At 33.7% G+C, this 24,822-nt stretch carries 24 protein-coding genes; 9 read left to right on the top strand and 15 right to left on the bottom strand.

The genetic code is table 11. The features are described from left to right. Positions 1-7 precede the first annotated feature (7 nt). The 5 genes from ACQY44_RS08710 to ACQY44_RS08730 are packed head-to-tail and all read right to left on the bottom strand — an operon-like array spanning position 8 to position 5,188. Positions 8-1,471 carry a UDP-N-acetylmuramoyl-L-alanyl-D-glutamate--2,6-diaminopimelate ligase gene (locus ACQY44_RS08710; protein ID WP_428229992.1) on the bottom strand — a complete coding sequence of 488 codons (1,464 nt, stop codon included), beginning with the start codon at positions 1,469-1,471 and terminating at the stop codon, positions 8-10. Then, the gene (locus ACQY44_RS08715) at positions 1,468-3,477 is read right to left on the bottom strand and encodes a penicillin-binding protein (RefSeq protein ID WP_428229993.1); all 2,010 of its coding nucleotides are present in this window, start codon (positions 3,475-3,477) and stop codon (positions 1,468-1,470) included. The genes ACQY44_RS08710 and ACQY44_RS08715 overlap by 4 nt, the downstream gene beginning before the upstream one ends. Further along, on the bottom strand, positions 3,468-3,815 hold the full coding sequence (locus tag ACQY44_RS08720) for an FtsL-like putative cell division protein (protein WP_428229994.1): 348 nt from the start codon (positions 3,813-3,815) through the stop codon (positions 3,468-3,470). Before ACQY44_RS08720 ends, ACQY44_RS08715 begins: the two co-directional genes overlap by 10 nt. Positions 3,816-3,831: 16 nt before the next feature. Then, positions 3,832-4,740, bottom strand: coding sequence for a 16S rRNA (cytosine(1402)-N(4))-methyltransferase RsmH (gene rsmH / locus ACQY44_RS08725; RefSeq protein WP_428229995.1), 909 nt, complete (start codon positions 4,738-4,740; stop codon positions 3,832-3,834). After that, on the bottom strand, positions 4,715-5,188 hold the full coding sequence (locus ACQY44_RS08730; RefSeq protein ID WP_029273286.1) for a division/cell wall cluster transcriptional repressor MraZ: 474 nt from the start codon (positions 5,186-5,188) through the stop codon (positions 4,715-4,717). Before ACQY44_RS08730 ends, rsmH begins: the two co-directional genes overlap by 26 nt. A gap of 378 nt (positions 5,189-5,566) precedes the next feature. Here ACQY44_RS08730 and ACQY44_RS08735 point away from each other — a divergent pair, with 378 nt between their 5' ends. Both ACQY44_RS08735 and yihA read left to right on the top strand, forming a co-directional pair. Further along, on the top strand, positions 5,567-6,331 hold the full coding sequence (locus ACQY44_RS08735; protein ID WP_428229996.1) for an alpha/beta fold hydrolase: 765 nt from the start codon (positions 5,567-5,569) through the stop codon (positions 6,329-6,331). A 42-nt stretch (positions 6,332-6,373) separates the two neighbouring features. Then, positions 6,374-6,994, top strand: a complete 621-nt coding sequence (gene yihA / locus ACQY44_RS08740; protein ID WP_428229997.1) for a ribosome biogenesis GTP-binding protein YihA/YsxC — start codon at positions 6,374-6,376, stop codon at positions 6,992-6,994. 158 nt (positions 6,995-7,152) lie between these two features. On the opposite strand, the gene gldC is transcribed toward yihA, so the two are convergent. After that, positions 7,153-7,488 carry a gliding motility protein GldC gene (gldC, locus tag ACQY44_RS08745; protein ID WP_029273283.1) on the bottom strand — a complete coding sequence of 112 codons (336 nt, stop codon included), beginning with the start codon at positions 7,486-7,488 and terminating at the stop codon, positions 7,153-7,155. Further along, complete coding sequence (gldB, locus tag ACQY44_RS08750) at positions 7,488-8,447, bottom strand: gliding motility lipoprotein GldB (RefSeq protein ID WP_428229998.1); 960 nt, start codon at positions 8,445-8,447, stop codon at positions 7,488-7,490. Before gldB ends, gldC begins: the two co-directional genes overlap by 1 nt. A gap of 99 nt (positions 8,448-8,546) precedes the next feature. Between gldB and nadE the strand changes: the two genes are divergently transcribed. After that, positions 8,547-9,353, top strand: coding sequence for an NAD(+) synthase (gene nadE / locus ACQY44_RS08755; protein ID WP_428229999.1), 807 nt, complete (start codon positions 8,547-8,549; stop codon positions 9,351-9,353). Positions 9,354-9,446: 93 nt separating this feature from the next. Beyond that, complete coding sequence (locus ACQY44_RS08760; protein ID WP_026730588.1) at positions 9,447-10,076, top strand: response regulator transcription factor; 630 nt, start codon at positions 9,447-9,449, stop codon at positions 10,074-10,076. 1 nt (position 10,077) lies between these two features. Here ACQY44_RS08760 and dnaG read toward each other — a convergent pair whose 3' ends face one another. The 7 genes from dnaG to ACQY44_RS08795 all read right to left on the bottom strand — a co-directional run bounded on the left by dnaG (position 10,078) and on the right by ACQY44_RS08795 (position 18,481). After that, entirely contained in the window at positions 10,078-12,144 is a 2,067-nt protein-coding gene (gene dnaG, locus ACQY44_RS08765; RefSeq protein ID WP_428230000.1) for a DNA primase, read from the bottom strand. A gap of 126 nt (positions 12,145-12,270) precedes the next feature. Then, on the bottom strand, positions 12,271-13,299 hold the full coding sequence (locus ACQY44_RS08770) for a hypothetical protein (RefSeq protein WP_428230001.1): 1,029 nt from the start codon (positions 13,297-13,299) through the stop codon (positions 12,271-12,273). Between the two features lie 83 nt (positions 13,300-13,382). Next, complete coding sequence (locus ACQY44_RS08775; protein WP_428230002.1) at positions 13,383-14,099, bottom strand: hypothetical protein; 717 nt, start codon at positions 14,097-14,099, stop codon at positions 13,383-13,385. Further along, positions 14,086-14,646 (bottom strand): RNA polymerase sigma factor, encoded by a 561-nt coding sequence (locus ACQY44_RS08780; RefSeq protein ID WP_428230003.1) that lies wholly within the window; start codon positions 14,644-14,646, stop codon positions 14,086-14,088. Before ACQY44_RS08780 ends, ACQY44_RS08775 begins: the two co-directional genes overlap by 14 nt. A gap of 310 nt (positions 14,647-14,956) precedes the next feature. Beyond that, entirely contained in the window at positions 14,957-16,876 is a 1,920-nt protein-coding gene (locus ACQY44_RS08785; RefSeq protein WP_428230004.1) for a DUF2207 domain-containing protein, read from the bottom strand. A gap of 12 nt (positions 16,877-16,888) precedes the next feature. Next, positions 16,889-17,353, bottom strand: coding sequence for a LemA family protein (locus tag ACQY44_RS08790; RefSeq protein ID WP_428230005.1), 465 nt, complete (start codon positions 17,351-17,353; stop codon positions 16,889-16,891). Between the two features lie 150 nt (positions 17,354-17,503). Beyond that, a complete protein-coding gene (locus tag ACQY44_RS08795) occupies positions 17,504-18,481 on the bottom strand; it encodes a polyprenyl synthetase family protein (protein ID WP_428230006.1) in 978 nt (325 codons plus the stop codon). 159 nt (positions 18,482-18,640) lie between these two features. On the opposite strand from ACQY44_RS08795, the gene ACQY44_RS08800 reads away from it, so the two are divergent. Further along, positions 18,641-19,501: a hypothetical protein gene (locus tag ACQY44_RS08800; protein ID WP_428230007.1), complete on the top strand. Its 861-nt coding sequence runs from the start codon at positions 18,641-18,643 to the stop codon at positions 19,499-19,501. 84 nt (positions 19,502-19,585) lie between these two features. Here ACQY44_RS08800 and rlmN read toward each other — a convergent pair whose 3' ends face one another. Beyond that, positions 19,586-20,629, bottom strand: coding sequence for a 23S rRNA (adenine(2503)-C(2))-methyltransferase RlmN (rlmN, locus tag ACQY44_RS08805; protein WP_428230008.1), 1,044 nt, complete (start codon positions 20,627-20,629; stop codon positions 19,586-19,588). 409 nt (positions 20,630-21,038) lie between these two features. Here rlmN and ACQY44_RS08810 point away from each other — a divergent pair, with 409 nt between their 5' ends. From ACQY44_RS08810 to ACQY44_RS08825, 4 genes are all read left to right on the top strand, one after another. Then, positions 21,039-21,632, top strand: coding sequence for a YceI family protein (locus ACQY44_RS08810; RefSeq protein ID WP_428230009.1), 594 nt, complete (start codon positions 21,039-21,041; stop codon positions 21,630-21,632). A gap of 505 nt (positions 21,633-22,137) precedes the next feature. Next, the gene (locus tag ACQY44_RS08815) at positions 22,138-22,728 is read left to right on the top strand and encodes a YceI family protein (RefSeq protein WP_428230010.1); all 591 of its coding nucleotides are present in this window, start codon (positions 22,138-22,140) and stop codon (positions 22,726-22,728) included. 5 nt (positions 22,729-22,733) lie between these two features. Beyond that, positions 22,734-24,113 carry a hypothetical protein gene (locus ACQY44_RS08820; RefSeq protein ID WP_428230011.1) on the top strand — a complete coding sequence of 460 codons (1,380 nt, stop codon included), beginning with the start codon at positions 22,734-22,736 and terminating at the stop codon, positions 24,111-24,113. A gap of 5 nt (positions 24,114-24,118) precedes the next feature. Beyond that, a complete protein-coding gene (locus ACQY44_RS08825; protein ID WP_428230012.1) occupies positions 24,119-24,670 on the top strand; it encodes a hypothetical protein in 552 nt (183 codons plus the stop codon). Positions 24,671-24,822 lie beyond the last annotated feature (152 nt).

A 24,822-nucleotide genomic window follows, 5' to 3' on the forward strand; every position in this document is an offset into this window, starting at 1 on the left:
TTTATTATTATTTATTTAATTGATCTAAAATTTCTTTTACAGTTTCCATATCATCAAAATGATGGCGAACACCATTTATTTCCTGATAGGTTTCGTGACCTTTACCGGCAATTAAAATAATATCATTTGGCTGAGCCAATTGACAAGCTGTTTTTATTGCTTGTTTTCTATCGGTAATTCTCAATATTTTTTTATAATTATGCGCTTCAACACCTTTTTCCATTTCATCCAAAATCACTTCCGGATCTTCATTTCTTGGATTATCAGATGTTAAAATTGCTTTATCACTAAGATCTGTAGCAATTTTAGCCATAATTGGTCTTTTTGTTTTATCCCTGTTTCCACCGCAACCCACAACGGTAATTAGCTGTTCGTTTCTGGTGCGGATGTCATTAATTGTTTTTAAAACATTATCAAGAGCGTCTGGTGTATGTGCATAATCTACAATCGCAGTAATATTTCCCTCAGAAACGATATATTGAAAACGTCCTGAAACACTTTCTAAATCAGACAATAACCTTAGTGCCTCAAGACTATCCATTCCTAATTCTACTGCGGTTCCGTAGATCGCCAAAACGTTATAAGCATTAAAAGTCCCGATCAATTTCACCCACACTTCATTGTCATTTACTTTTAACAATAAACCTGATAATTGACTTTCTAATATTGTGGCTTTAAAATCAGCATATGACTTTAAGGCGTATGTAAATTTTCTGGCCACTGTATTTTGCAACATTACCGGTCCGTTTTTATCATCGATATTCGACAAAGCAAAAGCGGTTTTGGGTAATGAATCAAAAAATGACTTTTTTACATCTCTATATTCTGCGAACGTTGGATGATAGTCCAAATGATCGTGGGAAAGATTCGTAAAAACCCCACCAACAAAATGCAATGCTTCTGTACGCTTTTGATGAATTCCGTGTGAACTTACCTCCATAAAACAATGCGTTACACCCGCTTCAATCATTTCATTCAGATAATGATTAATTGTAATAGAATCCGGTGTTGTATGCGTTGCCTTATACTCTGTTTCATCCACCATGATTTTTACGGTTGATAACAAACCAACTTTAAAACCTGCTTTTTGAAACAACTGAAACAATAATGAAGCAATAGTTGTTTTTCCGTTTGTACCCGTAACACCAACTAATTTTAATTTTTCAGAAGGATTCCCAAAATAATTAGCAGCCATAAAAGCCAAAGCGGCATTGGTATCTTTTACTTTTATATAAGTGATTCCTTTTTCGACATGCTCTGGCAAAGTATCGCAAATAATTGCGACCGCCCCTAATTGAATCGCTTTTTCTATATAATCATGACCATCAGAAAGTGATCCGCGAATCGCTACAAAAACATCTTTTTCTTCAATTTTTCTTGAATCAAAATCAATTTTACGTATATCGATTTCCGTCGAACCCGTTACAGACTCAATAGCGACTTTGTATAATATGTCTTTCAGTATTTTCACGATAATTCTAATACTATTGTTGCGTTTTTACTAATATTTTCTCCAGCCTGCAAAGACTGTTTTTTTACTTTTCCTACTCCACTTACTTTCACTTTTAAACCTAAATTTTCCAGTAAAGCAATCGCATCCATTCCAGGCATCCCTTTTAAATCCGGAATCTGATTTGTTTTCTTATTGGCCTCTGCCGTATATTTATTATAGCTGTCTTCTTGTTTTGGAATTCTTGAATCCAGTTTTTTTATTTTATTGGTAGAAGGTGCATCTGTAAATATTTTTTGGGCAATTCGTTTAAAAACCGGCCCCGCAACATCTGCCCCATAATAATTATTCTTAGATGTATTGGGTTTATGAACTACTACAATACAAGAATATTTAGGGTGATCTGCCGGAAAATATCCTACAAAAGAAGAAGCGTAATACAATCCCGACTTCCCTTCTTTTCCTCCGTAATTTACCTGTGCTGTTCCTGTTTTACCAGCCATCGAAAAATCTTTCGAATACAACTTTGATCCCGTTCCTTTTTTAACCACATTAAGCAATACTGCTCTTAATTTATTGATCGTTTCTTGCGAACATACTTTTGGATTAATCACTTCAACATCAAATTTCTTGATGGTTTTGTTCCATTCTTTAATTTCTGAAACAAATTGAGGCTTCACCATTACTCCATTGTTGGCAACTGAATTATAAAATGCCAGCGTTTGCATTGGCGTTACCGAAACTCCGTAACCAAAAGCCATCCATGGCAATGAAACTCCTGACCAATGTTTGTCGCCAGGTTGTGGTATATAAGGCCTACCCTCTCCTTGAAAATGTAATCCCAGTGTTTTATTTAATCCATAACTATTAATGTGATTCACAAATTTGGATGGATTGCTCTTATAATTATCATAAACCGCCTGAACCATTACTGTATTGGATGAAAGTTCGAAACCGCGTGCTAACGAAACTTTCCCATAACCTCCTCTGTGCGAATCACGAACAGATCTTCCGTAATATTTAACTATTCCTCCATGCGTATCATAAACAGCACTTGTATCTACCACTTTATCGTCTAAAAGAGCCATTAAATCGACTAATTTAAAAGTAGAACCCGGTTCATGAGACTCTGCCACAGCATAATTTGTAGTTTCGTAATACGATCCGTCTTCTTCTCTTCCTAAATTTGAAATCGCTTTTACATGACCTGTTTCTGTTTCCATCACCACTACACAACCGTGATCCGCTTCGTATTCCTCTAACTGCTTTAACAAAGCATGGTGTGCAATATCCTGAATAAAAACATCTATTGTCGAGATGACATCATAACCATCCTGCGGATCCACTTCATTAACATCCCGAATAGGTTTCCACTGTCCTTTGGCAATTTTTTGTTTTAAAATCTTACCGTCTTTTCCGTTTAGATAATTCTTAAAAGCCCACTCGATTCCTTTTCCAACTTCGACTCCCGTTGCAGGATCGATACGATCGTAACCAATTGTTCTTTCTGCAATTTTACCTATTGGATGTTTTCTAACCGTTTCCTGCTCGATAATAATCCCACCCTTAAAAGCGCCTAAATTGAATAATGGAAAACCTTTTATTTTTACATATTCGGTATAGCTCAGGTTACGGGCAATCAAATAGTAACGATTTTTATTTTCTCTGGCTTTTCTTAATTCTTTTTCGAAATAACTTCCGGGTTTATCCAAAACTGTCGCCAATGAATCTGACAATGACTTTACATATTTCTCGAAAGTTTCTGTTTTTGGCGCTTTAGCATCAAATCGAATTTCATAATTAGGAATTGATGTTGCCAGTAAACTTCCGTCAGCAGAATAGATGTTTCCTTTGTTTGCCGGAATCACAAAATTTCTAACGGTACGTTGTTTCGCTAGTTTTCTATAATAATCCCCTTCAACCCATTGAATATTGGTCAACTTAACAACAATAGCAATTGCCATCACAAAGATGAAAACTGCTACGAGGTAAATTCTGTAGGATATATTTTTATCGTCTACTGCCATATTCTTTTAAAGAAACTTTTTTCTTCTTCTTTTTTAACTTCTATTTTAACCGGGGGAACAGTTGAAGGATGAATATCTTTTTTCTCCATTTCACTTGTTACGGTTGACTCCATTTTTAGCTTTTGCAATTCTGAACGGCGATCTACAAATTCAGATCGCAATTCTTTTACTTCATTGTTTAGTTTTGCTATTTCAAAAACCTTTTGTTCGTATCGTTGTGTATTGGCAATCATCAAAATTGCTAACAAGATTATAAAAACAATGAAACGCCAGTTTTTTACCGCGTCATCGTTTAACAGAAATCTTGCTTTTAATATGCCAAATACTCCACCTTTCATTTTCTACCTATATATATTATACCTTCTCAGCAATTCTCAATTTCGCACTTCTTGCTCTGTTGTTGATTTTAATCTCTGCATCATCCGGAACAATCAACTTACCTATCGTTTTAAACGGAACCGAAAAATTTCCAAAAAAATCGCGTTCGGGCTCTCCTTCAAACATTCCGTTTTTAATGAATCTTTTCACTAATCTATCTTCTAATGAATGATAAGAGATTACTGAAAATCTTCCGCCCGGATTCAAAATTTCTAAAGACTGCTCTATAAATTCTTTCAAAACATCCATTTCCTGGTTTACCTCAATACGAATCGCCTGATAGATTTGAGCCAATATTTTATTTCGAACTCTTTCCGGCAGATATTTTGCCAAAACATCTTTCAGCTCATCTGTTGTTTTGATTGGCTGATGTTCTCTGGCTTCTACAATTGTTCTTGCCAAAACCGGAGCGTTCTTCAATTCCCCATAATCAAAAAAAACACGACGTAAATCCTGTTCTTCATATTCATTAACCACCCGGTAAGCATTTAAATCATTTTTTTGACTCATCCGCATATCGAGTTCGGCATCAAATCTTGTCGAGAACCCTCTTTCAGGAACATCAAACTGATGCGATGAAACACCTAAATCAGCTAAAATTCCATCTACACTTTTAACACCATGAAAACGCAGAAATCTTTTTATAAATCTAAAATTCTCATTAATTAAGGTAAACCGTTCATCTGGTAACGCATTTGCCAATGCATCTTCATCCTGATCAAAAGCAAATAATTTTCCGTTTGGTCCTAATCTTTTCAAAATCTCTTTCGAATGACCACCGCCACCAAACGTAACATCTACATATATACCATCAGGTTTAATATTTAAACCATCAACTGTAGGATGAAGCAAAACCGGATTATGATATTCCATTGTCGTCGTCATTAATATTTCCCATTACTTCTTCGGCCAGATCTGCAAAATCCATATCTTCGCCGCTTATTGATTTTTCGTATAAATCTTTATCCCAAATCTCCACAATATTAACCGCAGATGAAAAAACCACATCTTTAGAAATACTTGAAAAAGCCACCAAATCTTTTGGCACTAATAACCTTCCTAATGCATCAATCTCTACCACTTTAACACCAGCAGTAAATCTTCGGATGAAATCATTGTTCTTTTTTACAAAACGATTCAGCTTGTTGATTTTTTGCATCATCAAGTCCCACTCTTCCATCGGATACAATTCTAAACACGGCTGAAAAACAGAGCGCTTCAAAACAAATCCGTTTTGAAGAGAAGAAGCCAATTGCTTTTTTAAGGGTGCAGGCATCATCAACCTCCCTTTAGCATCGACTTTACACTCATATGTTCCGACAATTGTGTTCAAGAAAAATACATTAATAAGTTATACAGCAAAAATATAAAAAATATTACCACATTTTACCACTATGTACCACTTTGTTAATAAGTTTAACCACTTTCTTACCACTCACCTTAATTTATAGACAATCAATACTTTAGATATTATTTAGCCGATCCGTACTTCTAGTTCAGGATCAAAAAAAATACACACTAATTTTCTTAAAAAACTAAGTATTATGCCAATTTCTTAACATTTAGAAAATATAGCAAAAACAACTATAAAAGCTGATTTTTAAACACTTACAAATTCTACTAAAATTATCTAGTTAAAAAACGGTAGCAAAAATTCATTTTTATTTATTAAACCCTATATTTGTCCCAATTGAAATTGGCATTAAATTAAATGGACAAACACTACAAAAAAGAAGGCAAATACAGCTATTATGAAGCTGGAGAAGGGACTCCTATCGTTATTTTACATGGCTTAATGGGAGGCCTTAGTAACTTTGATGCTGTAGCGGAATATTTCCCAACGAAAGGATACAAAGTTGTTATCCCGGATTTGCCAATATATACCCAAAGTATTTTAAAAACCAACGTAAAAAGCTTTGCTAAATACGTAAAAGACTTTATTACTTTTAAAGGATTTGATCAGGTTATTTTACTAGGCAACTCATTAGGAGGACATATTGCTCTTTATCACACAAAGCTGTATCCGGAAAAAGTAGCCGGCTTAGTAATCACCGGAAGCTCTGGTCTTTACGAAAGCGCTATGGGAGACAGTTATCCCAAAAGAGGTGATTACGAATACATCAAAAAGAAAGCCGAAGATGTATTTTATGATCCAAAAATAGCAACTCCGGAACTTATTGACGAAGTATATGCAACAGTTAATGATCGTATCAAACTGATCAAAACTTTAACGATTGCAAAAAGTGCTATCCGTCACAACATGGCTAAGGATTTACCAAAAATGACTGTTGAAACCTGTATTATTTGGGGTAAAAATGACGCTGTAACTCCACCAAATGTGGCTGAAGAATTTGATAAATTATTGCCTAATTCAACTTTGTATTGGATAGACAAATGCGGACACGCTGCTATGATGGAACATCCTGAAGAATTCAATCAAATTCTTGAAGAATGGCTCGTTAAAAAGAATTTATAGCACCTAACTTTTGACTTTAAGGAGGTCTTAAACACAAAAAACATGAAAATTAATACCGCCGAATTTATAATCAGTAATTCTGAAGTTTCAAAATGTCCGCAAGATTTTTTGCCAGAATATGCTTTTATCGGAAGATCAAATGTAGGCAAGTCCTCTTTGATCAATATGCTTACCAATCATAAAAATTTAGCTAAAACATCGGGAAGACCCGGAAAAACACAATTAATTAATCATTTTAAGATTAACAACAATTGGTTTTTAGTCGATTTACCTGGTTACGGTTATGCCAAAGTATCCAAGAAAACAAAATCTGTCTTTCAACAATTCATCACAGATTATTTTGAAACCAGAGAGCAATTAGTTTGTGCTTTTGTTTTGATTGACATTCGCCATGAAGCACAAGCCATAGACATTGAATTTATGTCGTATATGGGAGAAAGTGAAATTCCGTTTTGTATCATTTTTACTAAAGCAGACAAAATTAGCAAGACAAAAATTGACTCACATATTGCAGCATACAAAAAACAAATGTTTGCCAACAACTGGGAAGAAATGCCTCATTATTTCGTGACTTCCGCTACAGAACAAACAGGAAAAGACGAAGTTTTAAATTATATTGACGAAGTTAATCAGGAAGTTTTTAAAAACAACTCGCAATTTTAAATTCCAATAAAAAAATCCAAAACCCAATTTCGGGGGTTTATCAGAATCTAAATAATAAAAAATCCCAAATTCCGATCTAAATTAGAATTTGGGATTTTTTTATTATTGGAATTTATTTCCAGAGTCTGGAATTTGAAATTTAAAAAATTGGTATTTAACTATTTTGTTAGTTCCAGTTTCTCTGCAAAATAATCACAGAAATCTTTCATAGTATCCGACATTTTTTCGTCGTCTGTGGCACGTTTAAAAGTATCTGACATCGCTACTAATGTCTGGTGAAAGAAAATTTTCATTTCATCAACCGGCATATCTTTCGTCCAGAGATCTATACGCATGGTTTCTTTGGCTTTACTATCCCAAATAGATAACATAATTGCTTTTGCTTCTTCAGCTTGCACACCGCCATCTTGTGCGCTCCACGTTAATTTTTCCGGAACACGGTTTTCATCTAATTCTATATTGAATCTAATTTCTGAGTTTATTGTATCTGACATTACTTCTTAGGTTTATATTTTGATTTTTCAAAAATTTCTTTTGCATTTGTTTTTAATAATTCCGACAATGTAGCATTCGTATTATTCTTCATATAAGATCGTACTATTTGCCATCCGAGCCAAGCGCCAATTCGTCCCGGAGAATCGTTATCGATTTCTAAGTAAAATTTAGAAAACGGAGCAGGAGATATGAATCGTGTTGTAAGTTTTGGATCATCGCTATACAACATTTCACTTTCAATAAAAAAGCGCCACATATACGCTTCATTTTCCTGACACCATTTTATTTGCTCGGGCGTATAACCCATTTTTTCAGCATCTGTATATTCAGGCAAAAGCAAATCTTTTGCATACAATTGTTTTCCTTCAAAAATCATTTGAGCAACTAAGTTTTTATCCGGAAAAGCAGGAACGTTTCTATATATAAAACTAGAAACTACATCCGGCATAATTTGTTTTTCTTCAAAATTCTGTTTCAAATAATTAGGAAACTCATAAAACTTATGTTCTTTTCCTAAATACAACTCCAAAGCAACAATTACCAGACTATCAGCATAAATGGCCTTAGCATTATAATCCATTTCTCCAATTACAGTAATTACCTTAGGAGTTTTCGTTTTTGGAAAATAATATTTCACATGCTGAAACAACTTATTGAATTCCTGACGTACAGGTTCAAAATTCGCGTATTTCTTCTGTACTTCAGTATACACTTCTTTCCAAAGCGGATCCTGCATTTTTTTCAACCAAACATCATCATCATTACCTGCAGGAAAAAAGAAAGGATATTGCTTTTTTACTTTATCCAAATCTTCCGGCTTAGTTTCAAAAAACACTTTATCAAAACGCTCTACCTTAATATCAACCGGAATTTCTTCAACTTCTTTTTCTACTTTAGTTTTCTGTTCACAGGACAAAAAAAACAAGCACAGAACCACTACAAAGCGATAAATTTTCATTTTATTTTAATTAGATTTGTGTTGCTGGATTTTAAGTAAATCAATACTTAAAAATAATTCTGCAAATATACATCCCTACATCTTAAAACTTGAACTATTATGGCTAAAAAAAGCACCATTCAGACAGAAAAAGTAAATACCCACATTGTAGAGTGGCTAAAAAACTATGCTAACAATGCAAAAGCAAACGGTTTTGTAATCGGAATTTCCGGTGGAGTTGACTCTGCAGTAACTTCTACTTTGTGTGCCCAAACCGGCTTGAAGGTTTTATGTGTCGAAATGCCAATTCACCAAGCTGAAAATCAAGTTTCAAGAGGAAGAGAACATATTGAACAATTAAAAAAACGTTTCCCGAATGTTTCGAATGTAGAAACGGATTTAACGACCACTTTTGAAGCTTTTAAAAGCGCTGTACCAAAAATAGATGATGAAGCAAAAGTAAGTTTATCATTAGCAAACACTCGCGCCCGTTTACGAATGACCTCTTTATATTATTTAGCAGGAATCCATGGACTATTAGTTGCCGGAACCGGAAACAAAGTAGAAGATTTTGGTGTAGGATTTTATACCAAATACGGAGATGGCGGAGTCGATTTAAGTCCAATTGCCGACTTAATGAAATCAGATGTGTATGCTCTGGGGACATTTTTAACAATTCCTGAATCAATTTTAACAGCAGCACCGACAGATGGATTATTTGGTGATAATCGTACCGATGAAGATCAATTAGGCGCAAGTTACGACGAACTTGAATGGGCAATGTTAGCCGCGGAGTCAGGAAATACGCCAGCTGACTTCACCGGGAGAGAAAAATCTGTCTTTGAAATTTATAAACGTTTAAACACCAGCAACAAGCATAAAATGGATGCAATTCCGGTCTGCATAATACCAAAAACGTTAAAATAAAACATTTTAACATTTGTCTGCAATTAATTACAGAATTTATTTATTAATTTTACAGTTCCAAAAACATGAACAATTCTAAAAAAGGTAAAAATTATGATTAAAGTATGTCTTGCAGACAATCATCCTGTGACTCACTTTGGCGTTAAGTCTTATTTTAAAGACCACGATCAAATTTCAATTGTTGCCAACGTAGGCAATTTTTCAATGGTTAGAGATATCCTTCAGACGAAGGAGATCGACATCCTAATTCTCGATCTGGAGCTGGAAGGTCTCTCAAGTATCTTCGAGGTCAAGTCGATTTTGAAAAATTTCCCAAAAACAAAAATTGTAATTTTTAGTGACCTCGCTGAACAAATGTACGCTCCAAATGCGATTAAAGCAGGAGTTTCCGGGTATGTGCACAAAACAGAAAAACTTGAAACTTTAGGTCTTTCTATTATTAAAGTACACGAAGGAAAAATTATCATCAACGAAACTGTACGTAAAAACATGGCTCTTATTGCTAAACAAAGCAAAAGCGAACGCTTGTACAGAAAACTTTCGAATCGCGAGATTGAAGTTTTACGCTACTTAAGTGATGGTAAGAAAAACAATGAAATCTCTAAAATCTTAAATCTGAACGAGAAAACGATCAGTACTTACAAACTAAGATTATTGACTAAATTAAATGTTACTAATTTAGTTGACTTAGTAAACAAGGCTAAGACTTTAGAAATTATTTAATTTAATGGTAACGCGACATTACTCTTCCTAGTTTTTTCGAAAATGAAGTAACTAACTTTGAGTAATCAACAACCATAGACAAAAGCTCTGTATTATCTGAATTATCAGGTTTTATAGAGCTTTTTAATTCTTCGATGATTTTACCCACCAAAAACCAACGCATAGACATAATCGTTTCTGTAACGTATTGTGCAATCGTTTCGTGTTTCATTTTTGAAAAAATGTTCTGACCTTCCCAATCGTGAAGCGTCAGTCGTTCATCTTCCATCAAAATATCAGTAACTTCCTGAGCAAAATCAGGCTGTAAACGCATTAAATATTGTTCCAGACTAAATTTTTCGTGTTGGTTATAAAAACCAATTAAGTCTGTAAAAATATCACGAAACAAATTATTTGAAAGCTCTACCTCATCTTCCTGCAAACTCAAATAAATACGCTCGTACACTTTATAACTTCTCATTTCAGAGACCATTATAACTTCACCTTCTTCATTATTTTTTAAGAGTACATCTTCAAACTCTTCTGTCTTATCTCCATAAAGCAATAAAATTTCAATTACTTTTCGTTCTAAACGATAAAGAATATCCACTTTTTCTGCCGGTTCTGTTGCTACCGGATATCCAAAATCTCCCGGATAATCCTCCGGTGGTCCATTTCTTGGATCTTCAGGATCCCCTCCTGAATACCCGGTATTTTTTGGAGGTTGGTTTCTAAAAACTTCAAAAGGTTTTTGTTCCTGCTTTTGTTTTTTACCTGCCTCAACCAGATCTTTCTGAATCAACTGAGCCAAAGTACTTACTAATACCTGCTCAGAAATATCCATAATTCGGGCACACTCCTGGGTATAAATTTCACGCTGAATACGATCCGGAATTTTCGAGATACTAACCACCATATCACGAATCAAATCGGCTTTTTTTATAGGATCGTTTTTGGCCTCTTTCATTAAGAGGGAGGCTTTAAACTGAATAAAATCTTTACTATTTTCTTCTAAATAAGCAACAAGATCTTCATACGAAGTTTTTCGCGCAAAACTGTCAGGATCTTCTCCATCAGGAAAAGCACAAACCCTTACATTCATTCCTTCTTCCAGAATCAAATCGATTCCCCGAACAGAAGCACGTAACCCTGCAGCATCTCCATCAAAAAGAACTGTAATATTTCTTGTAAGACGATTTATTAAACGAATCTGATCCGGCGTTAAAGCTGTTCCTGATGATGCAACAACATTTTCTATTCCGGCCTGATTGAACTGAATTACATCTGTATAACCTTCAACCAGATAACAATTATTTAATTTTGCTATTGATTGTTTGGCCTGAAAAATTCCGTAAAGCACTTTACTTTTATGGTAAATATCACTTTCAGGTGAGTTTAAGTATTTGGCCGCTTTTTTATCATTGGTTAAAATACGTCCTCCAAAACCTAAAACACGCCCCGACATACTTTCTATAGGAAACATTACACGACCCTTAAAACGGTCAAAAGGTCGATCTTCTCTGGCAATTGTCAAACCAGTACTTTCCAGAAATTCCAGCTTATATCCTTTACCCAAAGCTTCTTTCGTAAGAGCGTCCCAGGTTTCCGGCGAATATCCTAAACTAAATTTTTTGATGGTTTCATTGGTAAAGCCTCTTTCCTTAAAATACGAAAGTCCAATTGCTTTTCCTTCTTCTGAATTTAAAAGTGTCTTATGAAAATACTCTTTTGCAAATTCTGAAACTAAATACATGCTTTCACGAACATCCGTCATCGCTTTTTCAGCATCCGTTTGCTCGGTCTCTTCGATTTCAATATTGTATTTTCTGGCCAGATATCGAATGGCTTCCGGATAGGTAAACTGTGAGTGTTCCATCAGGAATTTAACCGAGTTCCCTCCTTTTCCTGTACTAAAATCTTTCCAAATGCCCTTTGCTGGCGAAACCATAAACGACGGAGAGCGCTCATCTGAGAACGGGCTTAAACCTTTGAAGTTACTTCCGGCGCGTTTTAAATTGACAAAATCACCAATAACCTCCTCTACACGAGCGGTTTCAAAAACAGTATCAATTGTATTTTGTGAAATCAAAACGTAAAATATTTTAAAAGTTGAGAGCCTGTAAAAGTACACAAATCAATCTTGAAATTTGGTGATTTTATATAAAAAAAGTGCTTCTCCCGAAGCACTTTCCTCACTAACTAATTAACTGTATTCTTAATTTAAATCAAGGCGCAATCCTAAAGAAATATTATTTTCCTTCACTGGGTTATCCTGAAACAGTGGATTCAAATCATATTTTGCATACAAACTCAAAGCCCTGTAGCCTATATAAGAACTCAATCCGTAAATAAAATTATTTACATTATAATCTCCTTTGATAGTTGTTTTATAATCTAAATCGTCCTGATCGTATTTTAGAATTTGCTTCGATTTTACATTAATTCCTGCATAACCTCCAATTCCAAAACGGAAACTTTTATGTGTTCTAAAATAGGTTTTTCCGTTACTTATCTGAGGCTTAGAAAAATCAAATTCTAAATGCAACGGCAGTACTATATAAACATTTCTAAAACGGGATTCATCAAGATTTATAGCATTTGTTTGCAACACCGTCTGATCACCATTGACCACAAAATTTCTATTGTCTGTTGGACGAATGTTATTGTACATTAACGAAAGCCCGTATTTGGCATGCAATAAATTGTCGTTTTTCATTAATCTTGAGTTATAGGTAAAACCCCATTCGTAAAAATGTGAACCAATAAAACTATAATTAGAATCCTGAAGTTTGCCATCGACCATCATATTATTCAATCCCATCGCAAATACAAATTGCGAGGTAGTTCTTTTTTCGCCATGAATAGAATCTTTATCTCTTTTCGGATCCCAACGAATAACATAAATATGAGATGAATCTTGTTCTTTAATTTTTCCATCTACTTTTTGCTGCACCAGGTCATTAAGTTCATTTTGAGCCAAAGTCACTTTTTCTTCGATGATTATCGCTCTGGCTTCTGCAAGCTCTTTTTTGCGTTTATCTGCTTGTTCCTGCGTAATTTTTCCTTCAGACAATTGCACATTTACGGCTTCGACCTCTTCTTTCAAAGCTGCTTTTTCGTCTTTAGTAACCTTCTCTATTTTATTGGCAATTTTCTTTGCTCTTGATTCAAAGGTTTCTTGTCCCAGAACTTTACTGACAAATAAGAAAATCAGGATAACGAGATAAAGTGTAAAATTTTTCATGATTGATTGATTTTTTAAATTGATTGATGATTGTATTTATTATTATTGATATTCTCAGTGACATTGATATTGATATTGAAATTTTACTCCTGTTGATTTCGATTTGCCAAAGCCACTTTTACTGTTTGATAATTTTTGTTGACTTTGGTAATGACTTTTTCCCTAAAAGAAAGTTCCAATTCTCCATCAACCTGATTCAGTAAATCATTGGCATTGATTCTGACTTTTGATTTTGGCTTAACCTGATTTTCGGCTACAACGCTTTTTTCAGCCGATTCCAGTAATTGATCTACTGTTTCTTTTTTAGCAGTTTCGGCAACTGAAGTTTTACTACTGATTGATTGTTTTTCCTGATTGTTTTTGATGATGACTGAAGACTCCGCTATTTGATTCGATTCATTTTTAATGGTTTTATTTGATTTTAAATTAAGATTCTTTTTTTCTTTTGCCGGATTCTGAGTTGGCGTTTTTTCTGAAATTGTAACTGCTGTTTTATCAGCATCCATTATATCTAAAATTGTTTTTACAATAGTATCTTTTTTTACATTCTCTTTTACAACAATTGTATTTTTTGGAATTTCAATTTCATTTTTCTTCTGATTAAAAAGGAAAGTTCCCACTAATAGAAAGCCAACGATACTTGCAGCTACGTACAACCATTTGTTTTTCTTTTTAGGCTTTGTCTTTTCCTCAGCAACACTTAACATCGCATCTAATCGATCCCAGGCTTTGTTGCTTGGTTCTATTGTGCGTTGATTTAGTTTTTCACGGAAATCCTTTTCAAAATTATTCGGTTCCATTATCTTGTTTTTTTAGAATATTAATTTGTGTTTGCAGCATTTTTCTGGCGTGCGATAATTGCGATTTCGACGTTCCTTCATTAATCCCTAACATCTTGGCAATTTCATTGTGTTTGTATCCTTCTATGGCGTATAAATTAAAAATCATTTTATATCCGTCCGGCAAAGCATCTATCAAAAACTGTATCTGATCTGTTGAAAACTGACTGTCGATGGCATTAAAACTTTCTTCGACATAAATTTCATCTTCAACAAATTTTACTTTTTTCTGAACTCTTAAATAAGAGATACATTCATTAACCATAATTCTACGAATCCAGCCTTCAAAACTTCCTTTGTGTTCAAATTTATTCAGGTTGGTAAACACTTTCATAAAAGCTGTTATCATTACATCTTCTGCCAGCTGAATGTCTTTTATATATTGACGGCAAACACTCAGCATTTTTGAAGAAAACCGACTGTATATTTGCTGTTGTGCTTGTCGATTGTTTTCGACAGCCAACTTTATAATTTCAGTTTCTTCCTGATGTAAATGAATAATTTTCATTAATAAGCGTTTGGTTTTTGGTTTAGTAGTGGTCTTCTATTAGCATAGACGAGTGAAGTTCTAAAATGGTTGCACCGAGGGTAAAAAAAATTCAATAAAAAAAATAAAAATCCCAAAACACTGCACCAACACACTATAAAACAAGCAACTAAAAATAATTTTCTAATTGACAATTTTTCTAATTTTCTAATTATTTTTGGAAAGATAATCTAAATCAAACTCAATCGGAAAATAAAAAAACCTTGTACTGTTTATAATAGTACAAGGTTTTCTATGTAGGTCTTTTAAAGCTGCTGCTGATTTCTAAATGCTACCAACCGCCGCCTCCACCGCCGCCGCCTCCGCCACCTGAGCTTCCACCACCGGAACTTCCGCTGCTCCAGCTTCCACTGCTTCCGCTGGAACTGCTGGACGAGGAACCTGATGATGCAGGAGGATTAGGATTGATTGCTGCCGTACTTACAGAGTTTCCAAAACCCGACAAAAACAACGTAGGTCGTGTATAAAATGTATCATCGCCCTGATACCATGCAGGATCATATTTGGCTAGCTCTAAAACTTCTTCAAATTGTTTCCCCCACTCTATTTCGACTCCCAGTGCAATGGCGTACGGAAATAATTTTTCGAATAATTGTGGGGTAAGTTCAGGAGGATTCAGCATATTCATTCTATCTTTCTCTGCGGTTTTAAGATAGAGCTTGAATCCTTCTAACCTATATAGCACGTCAGCACCTTTCTCTGTGAACTTCCCTAAAGTCTTTACATAAATTATATACATTAGAAAGACAACTCCAATAACAACAATTTGTATCGTGCTTAAGAAGAAGATTGTTATAAAAAAGACTGCTACTGCCGGTGCAAAAACAAAAAAGGCTAAAATGCCTCTTAAAATTAACAGACCTATTCTTTTTTCTTTTTTTGTAAACCAGTATGTTAATGCAGAAACCGCAATAATCAAAACAATATAAAAAGCATAATTTATATATACCTTATTGTTGGAAAGTAACTCATAAGCCAATCCTACAATCAAAAAAACAGCAAAACCAAACCATTTCTTTTCGGTATTGTTTTGATAAAATTCTTCTAAATTAATTTGTTTCGTTACCGTATTAAGCCATTTAGAATATGCTTTTTCAAAAATCTTATAATTAGAATCTTCTACCTTAATTTTATTCTTTTTCGCAAAACCACTAATAATATCAGACTCTTCTGTACTTAGTTTTTTTGAATCTTTATTCAATATTTCTATCTCATAAGAGGATTTGTTTTTAAAAACTCCATTTTCTGTTGTAGACAAAATTCTGATCGCACCTTTTACTGAAGCATTTATAAATGACGCCATATAGGTTTTATCCAGTATTTTTCTGTGATATACATATCCTGTAATTGCAGGAGACCAATCAAAAGGAGGCATGAATTCCGGCATCAATGTTTTTTCGACGGGATCTTTTCCGTATTTTTTCCAACTGAAAAAGAAAAAAAGTGCCATTGCTATTCCGTAAATAACAGACCACAAATAGGTTTTTATTTGTTTATAAAAAGATGCTGATTCCTGAAGAAAAGTAGGAGGATCAACAATTCCTTTCGCAAAAGATGCTGCAACTGTCAAACCTTCATTTGGTTTCAGTTGTACCGTTCCAAAAGTTGCAATAGTATGATTATCATTTAAGGAACTGATGCAATTTGATTCTGTAGATCCTGATAATCCGGTATAACAATGAAAATTTTCGAATTTATTACTTTCTGACGGAAGGGAAATTTCGCAAGTTACTTTATCTATCGGTAAATCCCACCCATTTCCAGTTACATTCCAATACAGTTCGTCATATTGATCGAAATACCCAATCTGAAATGGAGCAGTATAACTAATTTCATAATCATAGATACCACTTTCTAATTCAAGATCTTTGTTCCCTATATAAATTTTCCAGTCACCTGATTCTTCTTTTGTAAAATATGGCTCCCTTTTGCCATCTTTTTTTACGGAATTTACAGTGTATTGCACATCAATATCATGACCATCTTTATCTTTTCTGGTCAATGGCAAAACTCTTAAAAGTCCATGTCTAAAAATATTGCCTTCTGCATATATCGAAATTTTTTCGACAACATTAATTTTCCCTGATTTTTCAATTTTAATTTTAACATCAAAACTCAGAATTCTTTCCTGGGCCTGGGCCTGATAAAACAAAACAGATAACAAAACAAAAAATATTTTTCTTAGTAACATAGTATACTACAATTAAAACTGAACTTTAGGTGTTTCTCTCTGTTTTTCATCTTCTAATTCAAGGAAGTTTTTCTTAGGAAAACCAAAAGAATTAGCCACAATATTACCCGGAAAAGATTCTACAGCAATATTGTAATCTCTGACAGTTGCATTATAATATCGTTTTGATCTTTCGACTTCTGTTTCGATTTCAGTCAATTCTTCCTGCAGACTAAGAAAATTTGTATTGGCTTTTAGATCCGGATAATTTTCTGCCAGTGCAAAAATAGTTCCCACAGCATTGCCCAATTTCTTATCTAATTGCAATTTTTCGTCTGCACTACCAGCATTCAGTGCCTGGTTACGAAGACTTACAATATTGGCGAGTGTTTCTTTTTCGTGGGTCAAATATCCTTTGACAGTTTCTACAAGATTCGGAATTAAATCAAATCTCTTTTTTAAGATAACGTCAATCCCGCTGAAAGCTTCTTCAAGCATGTTGCGTTTAGACACAAAACTGTTGTACAGTATCATTAGATAAATACCTAAAACAACCAGAAGCGAAATTATTATGAGTAAGACAACCATATTTCATCATTAAATTAGATTCGAATTTAACAATAAAAATATTAAGAATTGATTGTGGGATTATTTTTTTCTCTCAATAACGTAGTTGACCATCAAAGTCAAAGCAGCTTTGAACTCAGAATCTTCAAAATTCTGAAGTAAGGAAAGTGCTTCCTGCTGGAATTCAACCATTTTATTTTCGGCGTAAGCCAAACCATTATTGTTTTTTACAAAGGCAATTACTTCTTTAACGCGTTTTTTGTCTTTGTTGTGGTTTTTGATGGAGTTTATCAACCACTTTTTTTCCTGCGGAGTACAAGTATTTAAAACGTGAATTAAAGGCAATGTCATTTTTTGCTCCTTAATATCTATTCCGGTAGGTTTACCAATAGCTTCTTCACTATAATCGAATAAGTCGTCTTTAATTTGAAAAGCCATTCCGATCAATTCTCCAAATTTGCGCATATTTTCAACCTTGGCATCATCTTCAATTACTGATTTTGCTCCAAGGGCACAACATGCTGCAATAAGAGTAGCTGTTTTTTTTCGGATAATTTCATAATATACCTCTTCGACAATATCAAGTCTTCTTGCTTTTTCAATCTGAAGTAATTCCCCTTCGCTCATTTCACGAACAGCGACTGAAATAATTCGAAGCAAATCAAAATCACCATTATCTATAGACAGCAATAATCCTTTAGACAATAAATAATCTCCCACTAAAACAGCTATTTTATTTTTCCAAAGGGCATTGATTGAGAAAAATCCGCGACGACGATTACTATCATCTACCACATCATCGTGAACTAAAGTTGCAGTATGAATAAGCTCAATTACTGAAGCACCTCTATAAGTTCGCTCATTTACAATACCTCCGGAAACCATTTTAGCCGTTAAAAAAACAAACATCGGACGCATTTGTTTTCCTTTTCTGTTTACGATATAATAGGTAATGCGGTTCAGTAAAGCCACCTTCGAAGTCATCGATTCATGGAACTTTTGTTCAAAAAGTTCCATCTCGTTAAAGATGGGCTGTTTTATTTGAGAAGTAATATTCATTTCGATTTCAAATATACTATTTTAAATAAAAAAACGTTGTGTATTTTAGGTTAGTATAACAATAATTTAAGTACTAATTAAAAGAAACTACCAAAATATCTTTTTTTAAAGCCTAATCTGAATTCATTAATTAAAAGTAAAACTGTCTACGCTATTATTATGAAAACAAAATTTTTATTTATTGGAACATTAGTCACTTTATCTTTTTTCATTAGTTGCAACTCTGATGAAAAAACGAATACTGAAAAAACTACAGCAATTTCTAACGATGAAATTATTACAACTACTAAAATTGATGCCTCTATTGAAGATGTAACCAATATTGCTGACGATCAATTTAACGTACAACAAAATAGTACCAGCAAACCTGGCGGACCTATAAAAAGTTTTCTCCCTGGCTGCGCTATCATAACAACAGCCCTGAATAATAATACCTGGACAAAAACTATTGATTTTGGTGTTGAGGGTTGTACATTGGAAAATGGAAATACCGTTAAAGGAAAAATGATAATTTCGTTTGCTAATGATTTCTCTGCTTCCAGCCAAACCATCAGTTACACTTTTGACGGATTTTATCATAATGGCAGAAAACTTCAGGGAAGCAAAAGTATCGTTCGAACGATAAAAACAACTAATTTATTTGCTACGGCACATCCTGTTTCTACTGCAGTAATAGATTTGACCATTACTTTTGATGACGGAAGTGTTTATACCCGAAAAGGTACTTTGGTAAAAGAAACAGTGGCAGGTTACGGTACTTGGTTTAATTGGGAAGACAATGCCTATTTAGTAACCGGAAAGGGATCGACTACTTTTCCTAACGGAGATACTTTCTCAGCAGAAATTACAACACCTCTTGAATTCGAAGCCTCCTGCAAAAAACCATTTGCCTTAAAGGGAGTTGTTGCTATTACTAAAAATGGAGCTACTGCTGTTATTGATTATGGCAATGGGGATTGTGATGCTCTTGCCAAAATAACTAAAGATGGAGTAACTGAAGAAATTAACCTGAAAAAATAATACCCCTTTTTTGCCCAAAAAAAGCATTAAGAACAAGGATCGCTCCTGTTTTTAATGCTTTTTTATTTATATCGAAATTATAAATTAACCCTCTTTATTTGCCAGTTGTCCGCAAGCGGCATCAATATCTTTTCCGCGACTACGGCGAACTTTTACCACTACTCCGATATTCTCTAAAGCTTTTATGTAAGCCATAATAGATTCTTCTGATGCTTGTTGAAACTCGCCATCATCAATTGGATTGTACTCGATCAGATTGACTTTGCACGGTACATATTTACAGAATTTCACTAAGGCATCAATCGAAGCCTTATCATCATTGATTCCTTTCCAGACTACATATTCGTATGAAATCTTATTTTTGGTCTTTCTGTACCAGTATTCTAATGATTCCCTCAAATCTGATAATGGGAAGTTTTTACTAAAAGGCATAATTCGTGCGCGAATTTCATCAATAGCCGAATGTAAAGAAACTGCCAATTTGAATTTTACATCGTCATCAGCCATTTTTTTAATCATTTTCGGTATTCCCGAAGTCGAAACCATAATACGTTTTGGCGACATTCCCAGACCTTCCGGCGACGTAATCATATCAATAGCTTTAATCACATTGTTATAATTCATTAAAGGTTCACCCATTCCCATAAAAACAATATTCGACAGCGGATGATTATGATATAATCTGCTTTCTTTGTCAATTGCAATAACCTGATCATAGATTTCCCCAGGTTCCAGGTTTCGCATTCTTTTTAGGCGTGAAGTTGCACAAAAATTACAATCTAAACTACACCCCACCTGACTTGATACACAAGCCGTTGTTCTGGTATCTGTAGGAATCAAAACAGATTCTATGACCAAACCATCGTGCAGCCTTACTGCATTTTTTACTGTACCATCACTGCTGCGTTGCATTGTATCAACCTTTATATGATTGATTACAAAATTATCTTCGAGCATAGAACGAGTTGTTTTGGCAACGTTTGTCATGTCCTCAAAACTATGTGCTCCTTTGCTCCATAACCATTCATAGACTTGATTTCCACGAAAAGCTTTGTCATTATTTGCGACAAAAAAATCGCGTAACTGATCTTTTGATAAGGCTCGTATGTCTTTTTTCTCAATTTGCATAGTGCAAAGTTAATCACTTTTGTCATTTTTTTTGACTTTTAGATACTTTCTTAGTCAAACCAGCAAAATTTGAACAGAAAACTAATTACTATCTAAATTCAAATTGAATTAAAAAAACCCGTCTACAATTCTTTCTTTAATTTAAAAGTAATAAAAAACCTGCAATAATTTCAAAAAAAAGCAGAATTACCTATCTTACAAACATAAAAAGTAATATATTTGCTACAAAATATACCACTTACAAATTACTCCTCTTTTTAGTATAAAAATCATCGACATGATTTTTATCATTTCATTTTCAATGTCTTCATAATAAATTTGATGTAAGAGATCAAATTCAACTTATAATTCAATAACAATTGCATTATAAACTTCTTCATTCAAATGATTAACTTATTACAATATCAAAATGGGAACAATTAAATCAATTTTATTGGCAATAATTTTTACAATATTGTCATTACAGGTAAACGCACAAAGGAATTATGGTTTGGAAAAATCGACTTTTGAAGTTTCAGGAACTTCAAATGTACACGATTGGGTAATGAAATCCACAGAAGGAACCGGGACTGCTAATTTAACTGTCATCGATTCTAAACTTACTCATATAAATAATTTAACTATTACAGTATTAGCAGAGAGCCTAAAAAGCAATAAAACAAGTATGGATAATGTGGCTTACGAAACACTGGATACAAAAACATATAAAAATATTACGTACGTTTTAAAATCTGCAAAAAAAGTAAACGAGACAACCTGGAACCTAACCGGAACTTATACTATTGCAGGAACCAGCAAAGAATACAAAACCCAGGTTAATATAACCGCAGATAGTGGAAATTTTATTTTGATGGGATCAAATCAAATGACTTTTGCCGATTTTGGAATGTCCACTCCAACAGCAGCTCTTGGAGTTGTGAGAGCGGGAAAGGACTTAACTTTAATTTTCAATATTATTTTAAATGACACAGTATCTGATTCTATAAGATTAACCAGCAATTAACGAAAGTTTAAAAATAAAAAACTGATCGATTTTCATAAAAACCTCTGTATTTCAAAATACAGAGGTTTGCTTTTTATAAGATAGTCACAAAACTAAAAGCAGGCTATTGAATACTCAGGATCAAGTTCCTATAGACGTTCGAATAAAAAACAGAAATAATATGCCATTTCACCAGCTGTGAGATGGCATATTTTATTTTATACCAGAAAATTTATCTTAATGAAATTCTAAAACATTATCATCCAACGTTGCTACTTTCTAATGCTCCAGATTTTACCAGCATTTGCTAAAAAATACTTCCAAAATAAAGTTGATTTTTAAACTATAGAATCATCAAAAAACTAAAACGTTGTAGTTATAAAATATAAATTTTAATAAAGATTTAACAATGATTTTTATCATAAGAACCTCTTAATGATCAGCATAAATTTGTCTCAAGTTAATAAGATAACAATTAGTACTAACGTAAAATTAACTTGAGATTTTATATTTTTTTTAAACAAACATGACACAAAACAGTACCAACATGAAAGCGACAAGAATAAAATTATTAGCATTGGTAGTTTCCTTTTTAGGGATTACTTCATTTGCAACTGCACAAAAAAATTACACCTTAGATAGTAAATCAACATTTTCCGTTTCAGGTACCTCAACATTACATGACTGGGAAATGAAATCAGCTTCCGGAACAGGAACAGCAAACCTGACAATCACAAATGCTAAACTGACTGACATTGAATCCCTCTCTATAACACTCTTGGCAGAAAGCATTAAAAGTGAGAAAAAAAGCATGGACAAAGTAGCTTATGAAACCTTAAAAACAGATAAAAATAAAAACATCAAATATGTTCTTAAATCTGCAGAAAAAGTAAATGAAACTACTTGGGAATTGACCGGAACTTATACGATTGCAGGTGTTAGCAAAGTGCTAAAAACAACTGTAAAAACAATTGTAACGAAAGATGGACTTAATATGCAGGGATCAAATAAAATCACTTTTACTGATTTTGGGATGAAATCCCCAACTGCTATGTTAGGCACCATTAAAACAGGTCAGGATTTGACCTTAAAATTTAATTTAAACTTTAATTTATAAAAGCCATGAAAAAAATCTATCTCTTATTTATAGCATTAACAAGCACGTTTGCTGTAAATGCACAACTTAGCTTCGGACACATACAGAACCAGGTTCCTCGTGACCAAAGAGCTATTAATGTGTTCGACGTTCGAAAAGATACAACTGCATATAAAGGTATTAGTGTTGATTTAGGTGGTGCATTTGCATTACAATTTCAAGCTATAAATTCCTTCAACGACCAGAGAAATTTAACCGGAGCAAACGCTGACTACAGATTAAACAATCTAACGAATGACTTTAATTTACCCAATGCTAATATGACAATAGGCGCACAATTAGCAGATGGAGTACGTGTCAACTTAGACCTTTATCTTGCCTCAAGACACCACCATGAAACCTGGGTACAAGGTGGATATTTACAAATTGACAAGTTAGATTTTATTAAAAAAGGCCTTCTGGAAGATGTTATGAAATACACCACCATCAAAATAGGTCAAATGGAAAATAATTATGGTGACGCGCATTTTAGAAGAAGTAACAACGCCTATACCATAACAAACCCTTTTGTTGGAAACAATATCATGGACGCTTTTACTACCGAAATGGGAGCTGAAGTATACTATAACAGAAGCAGTTTTATAAGTATGATTGGAGTAACGAACTCTAAATTAAATCAAAACGTACAAGAAGTTATTCCTGGACCTACTACTGCAGTTACTCCGGATCAAAATACAACTATTAGCCCTACGATTTTAGCCAAATTAGGTTGGGACAAACAAATTGACAGTGATTTAAGAATCAGACTTACCGGATCTTTATATCACACAGCAAATTCTAGCGGAAACTTATATTCTTCAGACAGAGCAGGAAGCCGTTTTTATAGTGTTATGACGCACGCCGGAACGATTGGTTACCCAAGTTCAAATATTTTAGATTCTGAAAGCAATAAAGATACTGGTAGATTTAATCCCGGATTTGGAAACTGGGCTACATCATACATGATAAACCCGTTCGTAAAATATAAAGGTTTGGAATTCTTTGGTACTTTAGAATTTGCGTCCGGAGGTGATTATAAAGGAACGGACGATACGCGTAATGTCAATCAATATGTTGGAGATATCCTATATCGTTTTGGAAACCATGAAAATTTATATGTAGGGGCTAAATACAATTTAGTAGACGGTAAATTAAAAAACAGTGATGCTGAGGCTGTTCAGGTAAACAGATTTGAAGCTGCAGCCGGTTGGTTTATGACTAAAAATATCTTGGCAAAACTATCATACGTACAACAGAACTACAAAAACTATCAACAATTTGGGAACGTAGGCGGAGTTGCTATGCCAAATGATTTTTATGGAGGAAAGTTTGAAGGACTAATGTTTGAAGCGACAATTTCATTCTAAAAAAAATGAACACAAGATTTTCAATCTTAACTATGGGTTTAGCAATTTTCTTTTTTTTCGGAAGTGCTAAACCCACTTTTTTAACAGAAGATACAACCTTGGTAATAAATAAAATTAAAATAGAAATTACCGGAGTATCTACAGTAGGCAAATACAATTGTTCGAATACATTTTCGAAAAGAGACACCGTCTTTTTGAATTCCAACAAAAAAAATAATTTTAATACTGAAATCAAAATGTCTGACTTTGATTGTGGAAACAAAATCATGACTAAAGATTTACAGGGAACCGTAAAAATTAAACAATTCCCTAACAGTACTGTAACGATCACAGATGTAAAACCATTTGGTAAAAATTACAAATGCAACCTTACCTTCGTAATTACTAATAAAACACTTAGATACAAAGATTTCATATTGTATGGCTCTGACAATAAAATTCAGGGATCGCTTCACTTAAATTTTTCTGATATTGAGTTAGAAGCCCCCGTAAAAATGGCTGGTCTAATAAAGGTTAGAGATGAAATCGTAATTAATTTTAGTTTATATAAAAACTAAATAACCTAAAAAATAAATTCTTTTTTAAAATATCTTACTGTTTTTTTTATTTACAATTTGGAAAGGGATCTCTCATTTGGGATGCCCTTTCTGTTTTAGAAAAAATCACAACTAATTTTTAAAAACTATAAAATCTGGCACGAGTATTGTCT

Source organism: Flavobacterium sp., from assembly GCF_965277525.1.
Classification (GTDB): domain Bacteria; phylum Bacteroidota; class Bacteroidia; order Flavobacteriales; family Flavobacteriaceae; genus Flavobacterium.

Bases quoted from the DNA above. Each gene is read 5' to 3' on its own strand.
- ACQY44_RS08785 (WP_428230004.1), bottom strand. From the start codon at position 16,876: ATGTTACTAAGAAAAATATTTTTTGTTTTGTTATCTGTTTTGTTTTAT.
- ACQY44_RS08795 (WP_428230006.1), bottom strand. From the start codon at position 18,481: ATGAATATTACTTCTCAAATAAAACAGCCCATCTTTAACGAGATGGAA.
- ACQY44_RS08760 (WP_026730588.1), top strand. From the start codon at position 9,447: ATGATTAAAGTATGTCTTGCAGACAATCATCCTGTGACTCACTTTGGC.
- ACQY44_RS08790 (WP_428230005.1), bottom strand. From the start codon at position 17,353: ATGCTTGAAGAAGCTTTCAGCGGGATTGACGTTATCTTAAAAAAGAGA.
- ACQY44_RS08800 (WP_428230007.1), top strand. From the start codon at position 18,641: ATGAAAACAAAATTTTTATTTATTGGAACATTAGTCACTTTATCTTTT.
- ACQY44_RS08820 (WP_428230011.1), top strand. From the start codon at position 22,734: ATGAAAAAAATCTATCTCTTATTTATAGCATTAACAAGCACGTTTGCT.
- ACQY44_RS08735 (WP_428229996.1), top strand. From the start codon at position 5,567: ATGGACAAACACTACAAAAAAGAAGGCAAATACAGCTATTATGAAGCT.
- ACQY44_RS08810 (WP_428230009.1), top strand. From the start codon at position 21,039: ATGGGAACAATTAAATCAATTTTATTGGCAATAATTTTTACAATATTG.
- ACQY44_RS08715 (WP_428229993.1), bottom strand. From the start codon at position 3,477: ATGGCAGTAGACGATAAAAATATATCCTACAGAATTTACCTCGTAGCA.
- ACQY44_RS08775 (WP_428230002.1), bottom strand. From the start codon at position 14,099: ATGGAACCGAATAATTTTGAAAAGGATTTCCGTGAAAAACTAAATCAA.
- ACQY44_RS08815 (WP_428230010.1), top strand. From the start codon at position 22,138: ATGACACAAAACAGTACCAACATGAAAGCGACAAGAATAAAATTATTA.
- ACQY44_RS08720 (WP_428229994.1), bottom strand. From the start codon at position 3,815: ATGAAAGGTGGAGTATTTGGCATATTAAAAGCAAGATTTCTGTTAAAC.
- ACQY44_RS08780 (WP_428230003.1), bottom strand. From the start codon at position 14,646: ATGAAAATTATTCATTTACATCAGGAAGAAACTGAAATTATAAAGTTG.
- ACQY44_RS08825 (WP_428230012.1), top strand. From the start codon at position 24,119: ATGAACACAAGATTTTCAATCTTAACTATGGGTTTAGCAATTTTCTTT.
- gldB (WP_428229998.1), bottom strand. From the start codon at position 8,447: ATGAAAATTTATCGCTTTGTAGTGGTTCTGTGCTTGTTTTTTTTGTCC.
- rlmN (WP_428230008.1), bottom strand. From the start codon at position 20,629: ATGCAAATTGAGAAAAAAGACATACGAGCCTTATCAAAAGATCAGTTA.
- nadE (WP_428229999.1), top strand. From the start codon at position 8,547: ATGGCTAAAAAAAGCACCATTCAGACAGAAAAAGTAAATACCCACATT.
- gldC (WP_029273283.1), bottom strand. From the start codon at position 7,488: ATGTCAGATACAATAAACTCAGAAATTAGATTCAATATAGAATTAGAT.
- ACQY44_RS08770 (WP_428230001.1), bottom strand. From the start codon at position 13,299: ATGAAAAATTTTACACTTTATCTCGTTATCCTGATTTTCTTATTTGTC.
- rsmH (WP_428229995.1), bottom strand. From the start codon at position 4,740: ATGACGACGACAATGGAATATCATAATCCGGTTTTGCTTCATCCTACA.
- yihA (WP_428229997.1), top strand. From the start codon at position 6,374: ATGAAAATTAATACCGCCGAATTTATAATCAGTAATTCTGAAGTTTCA.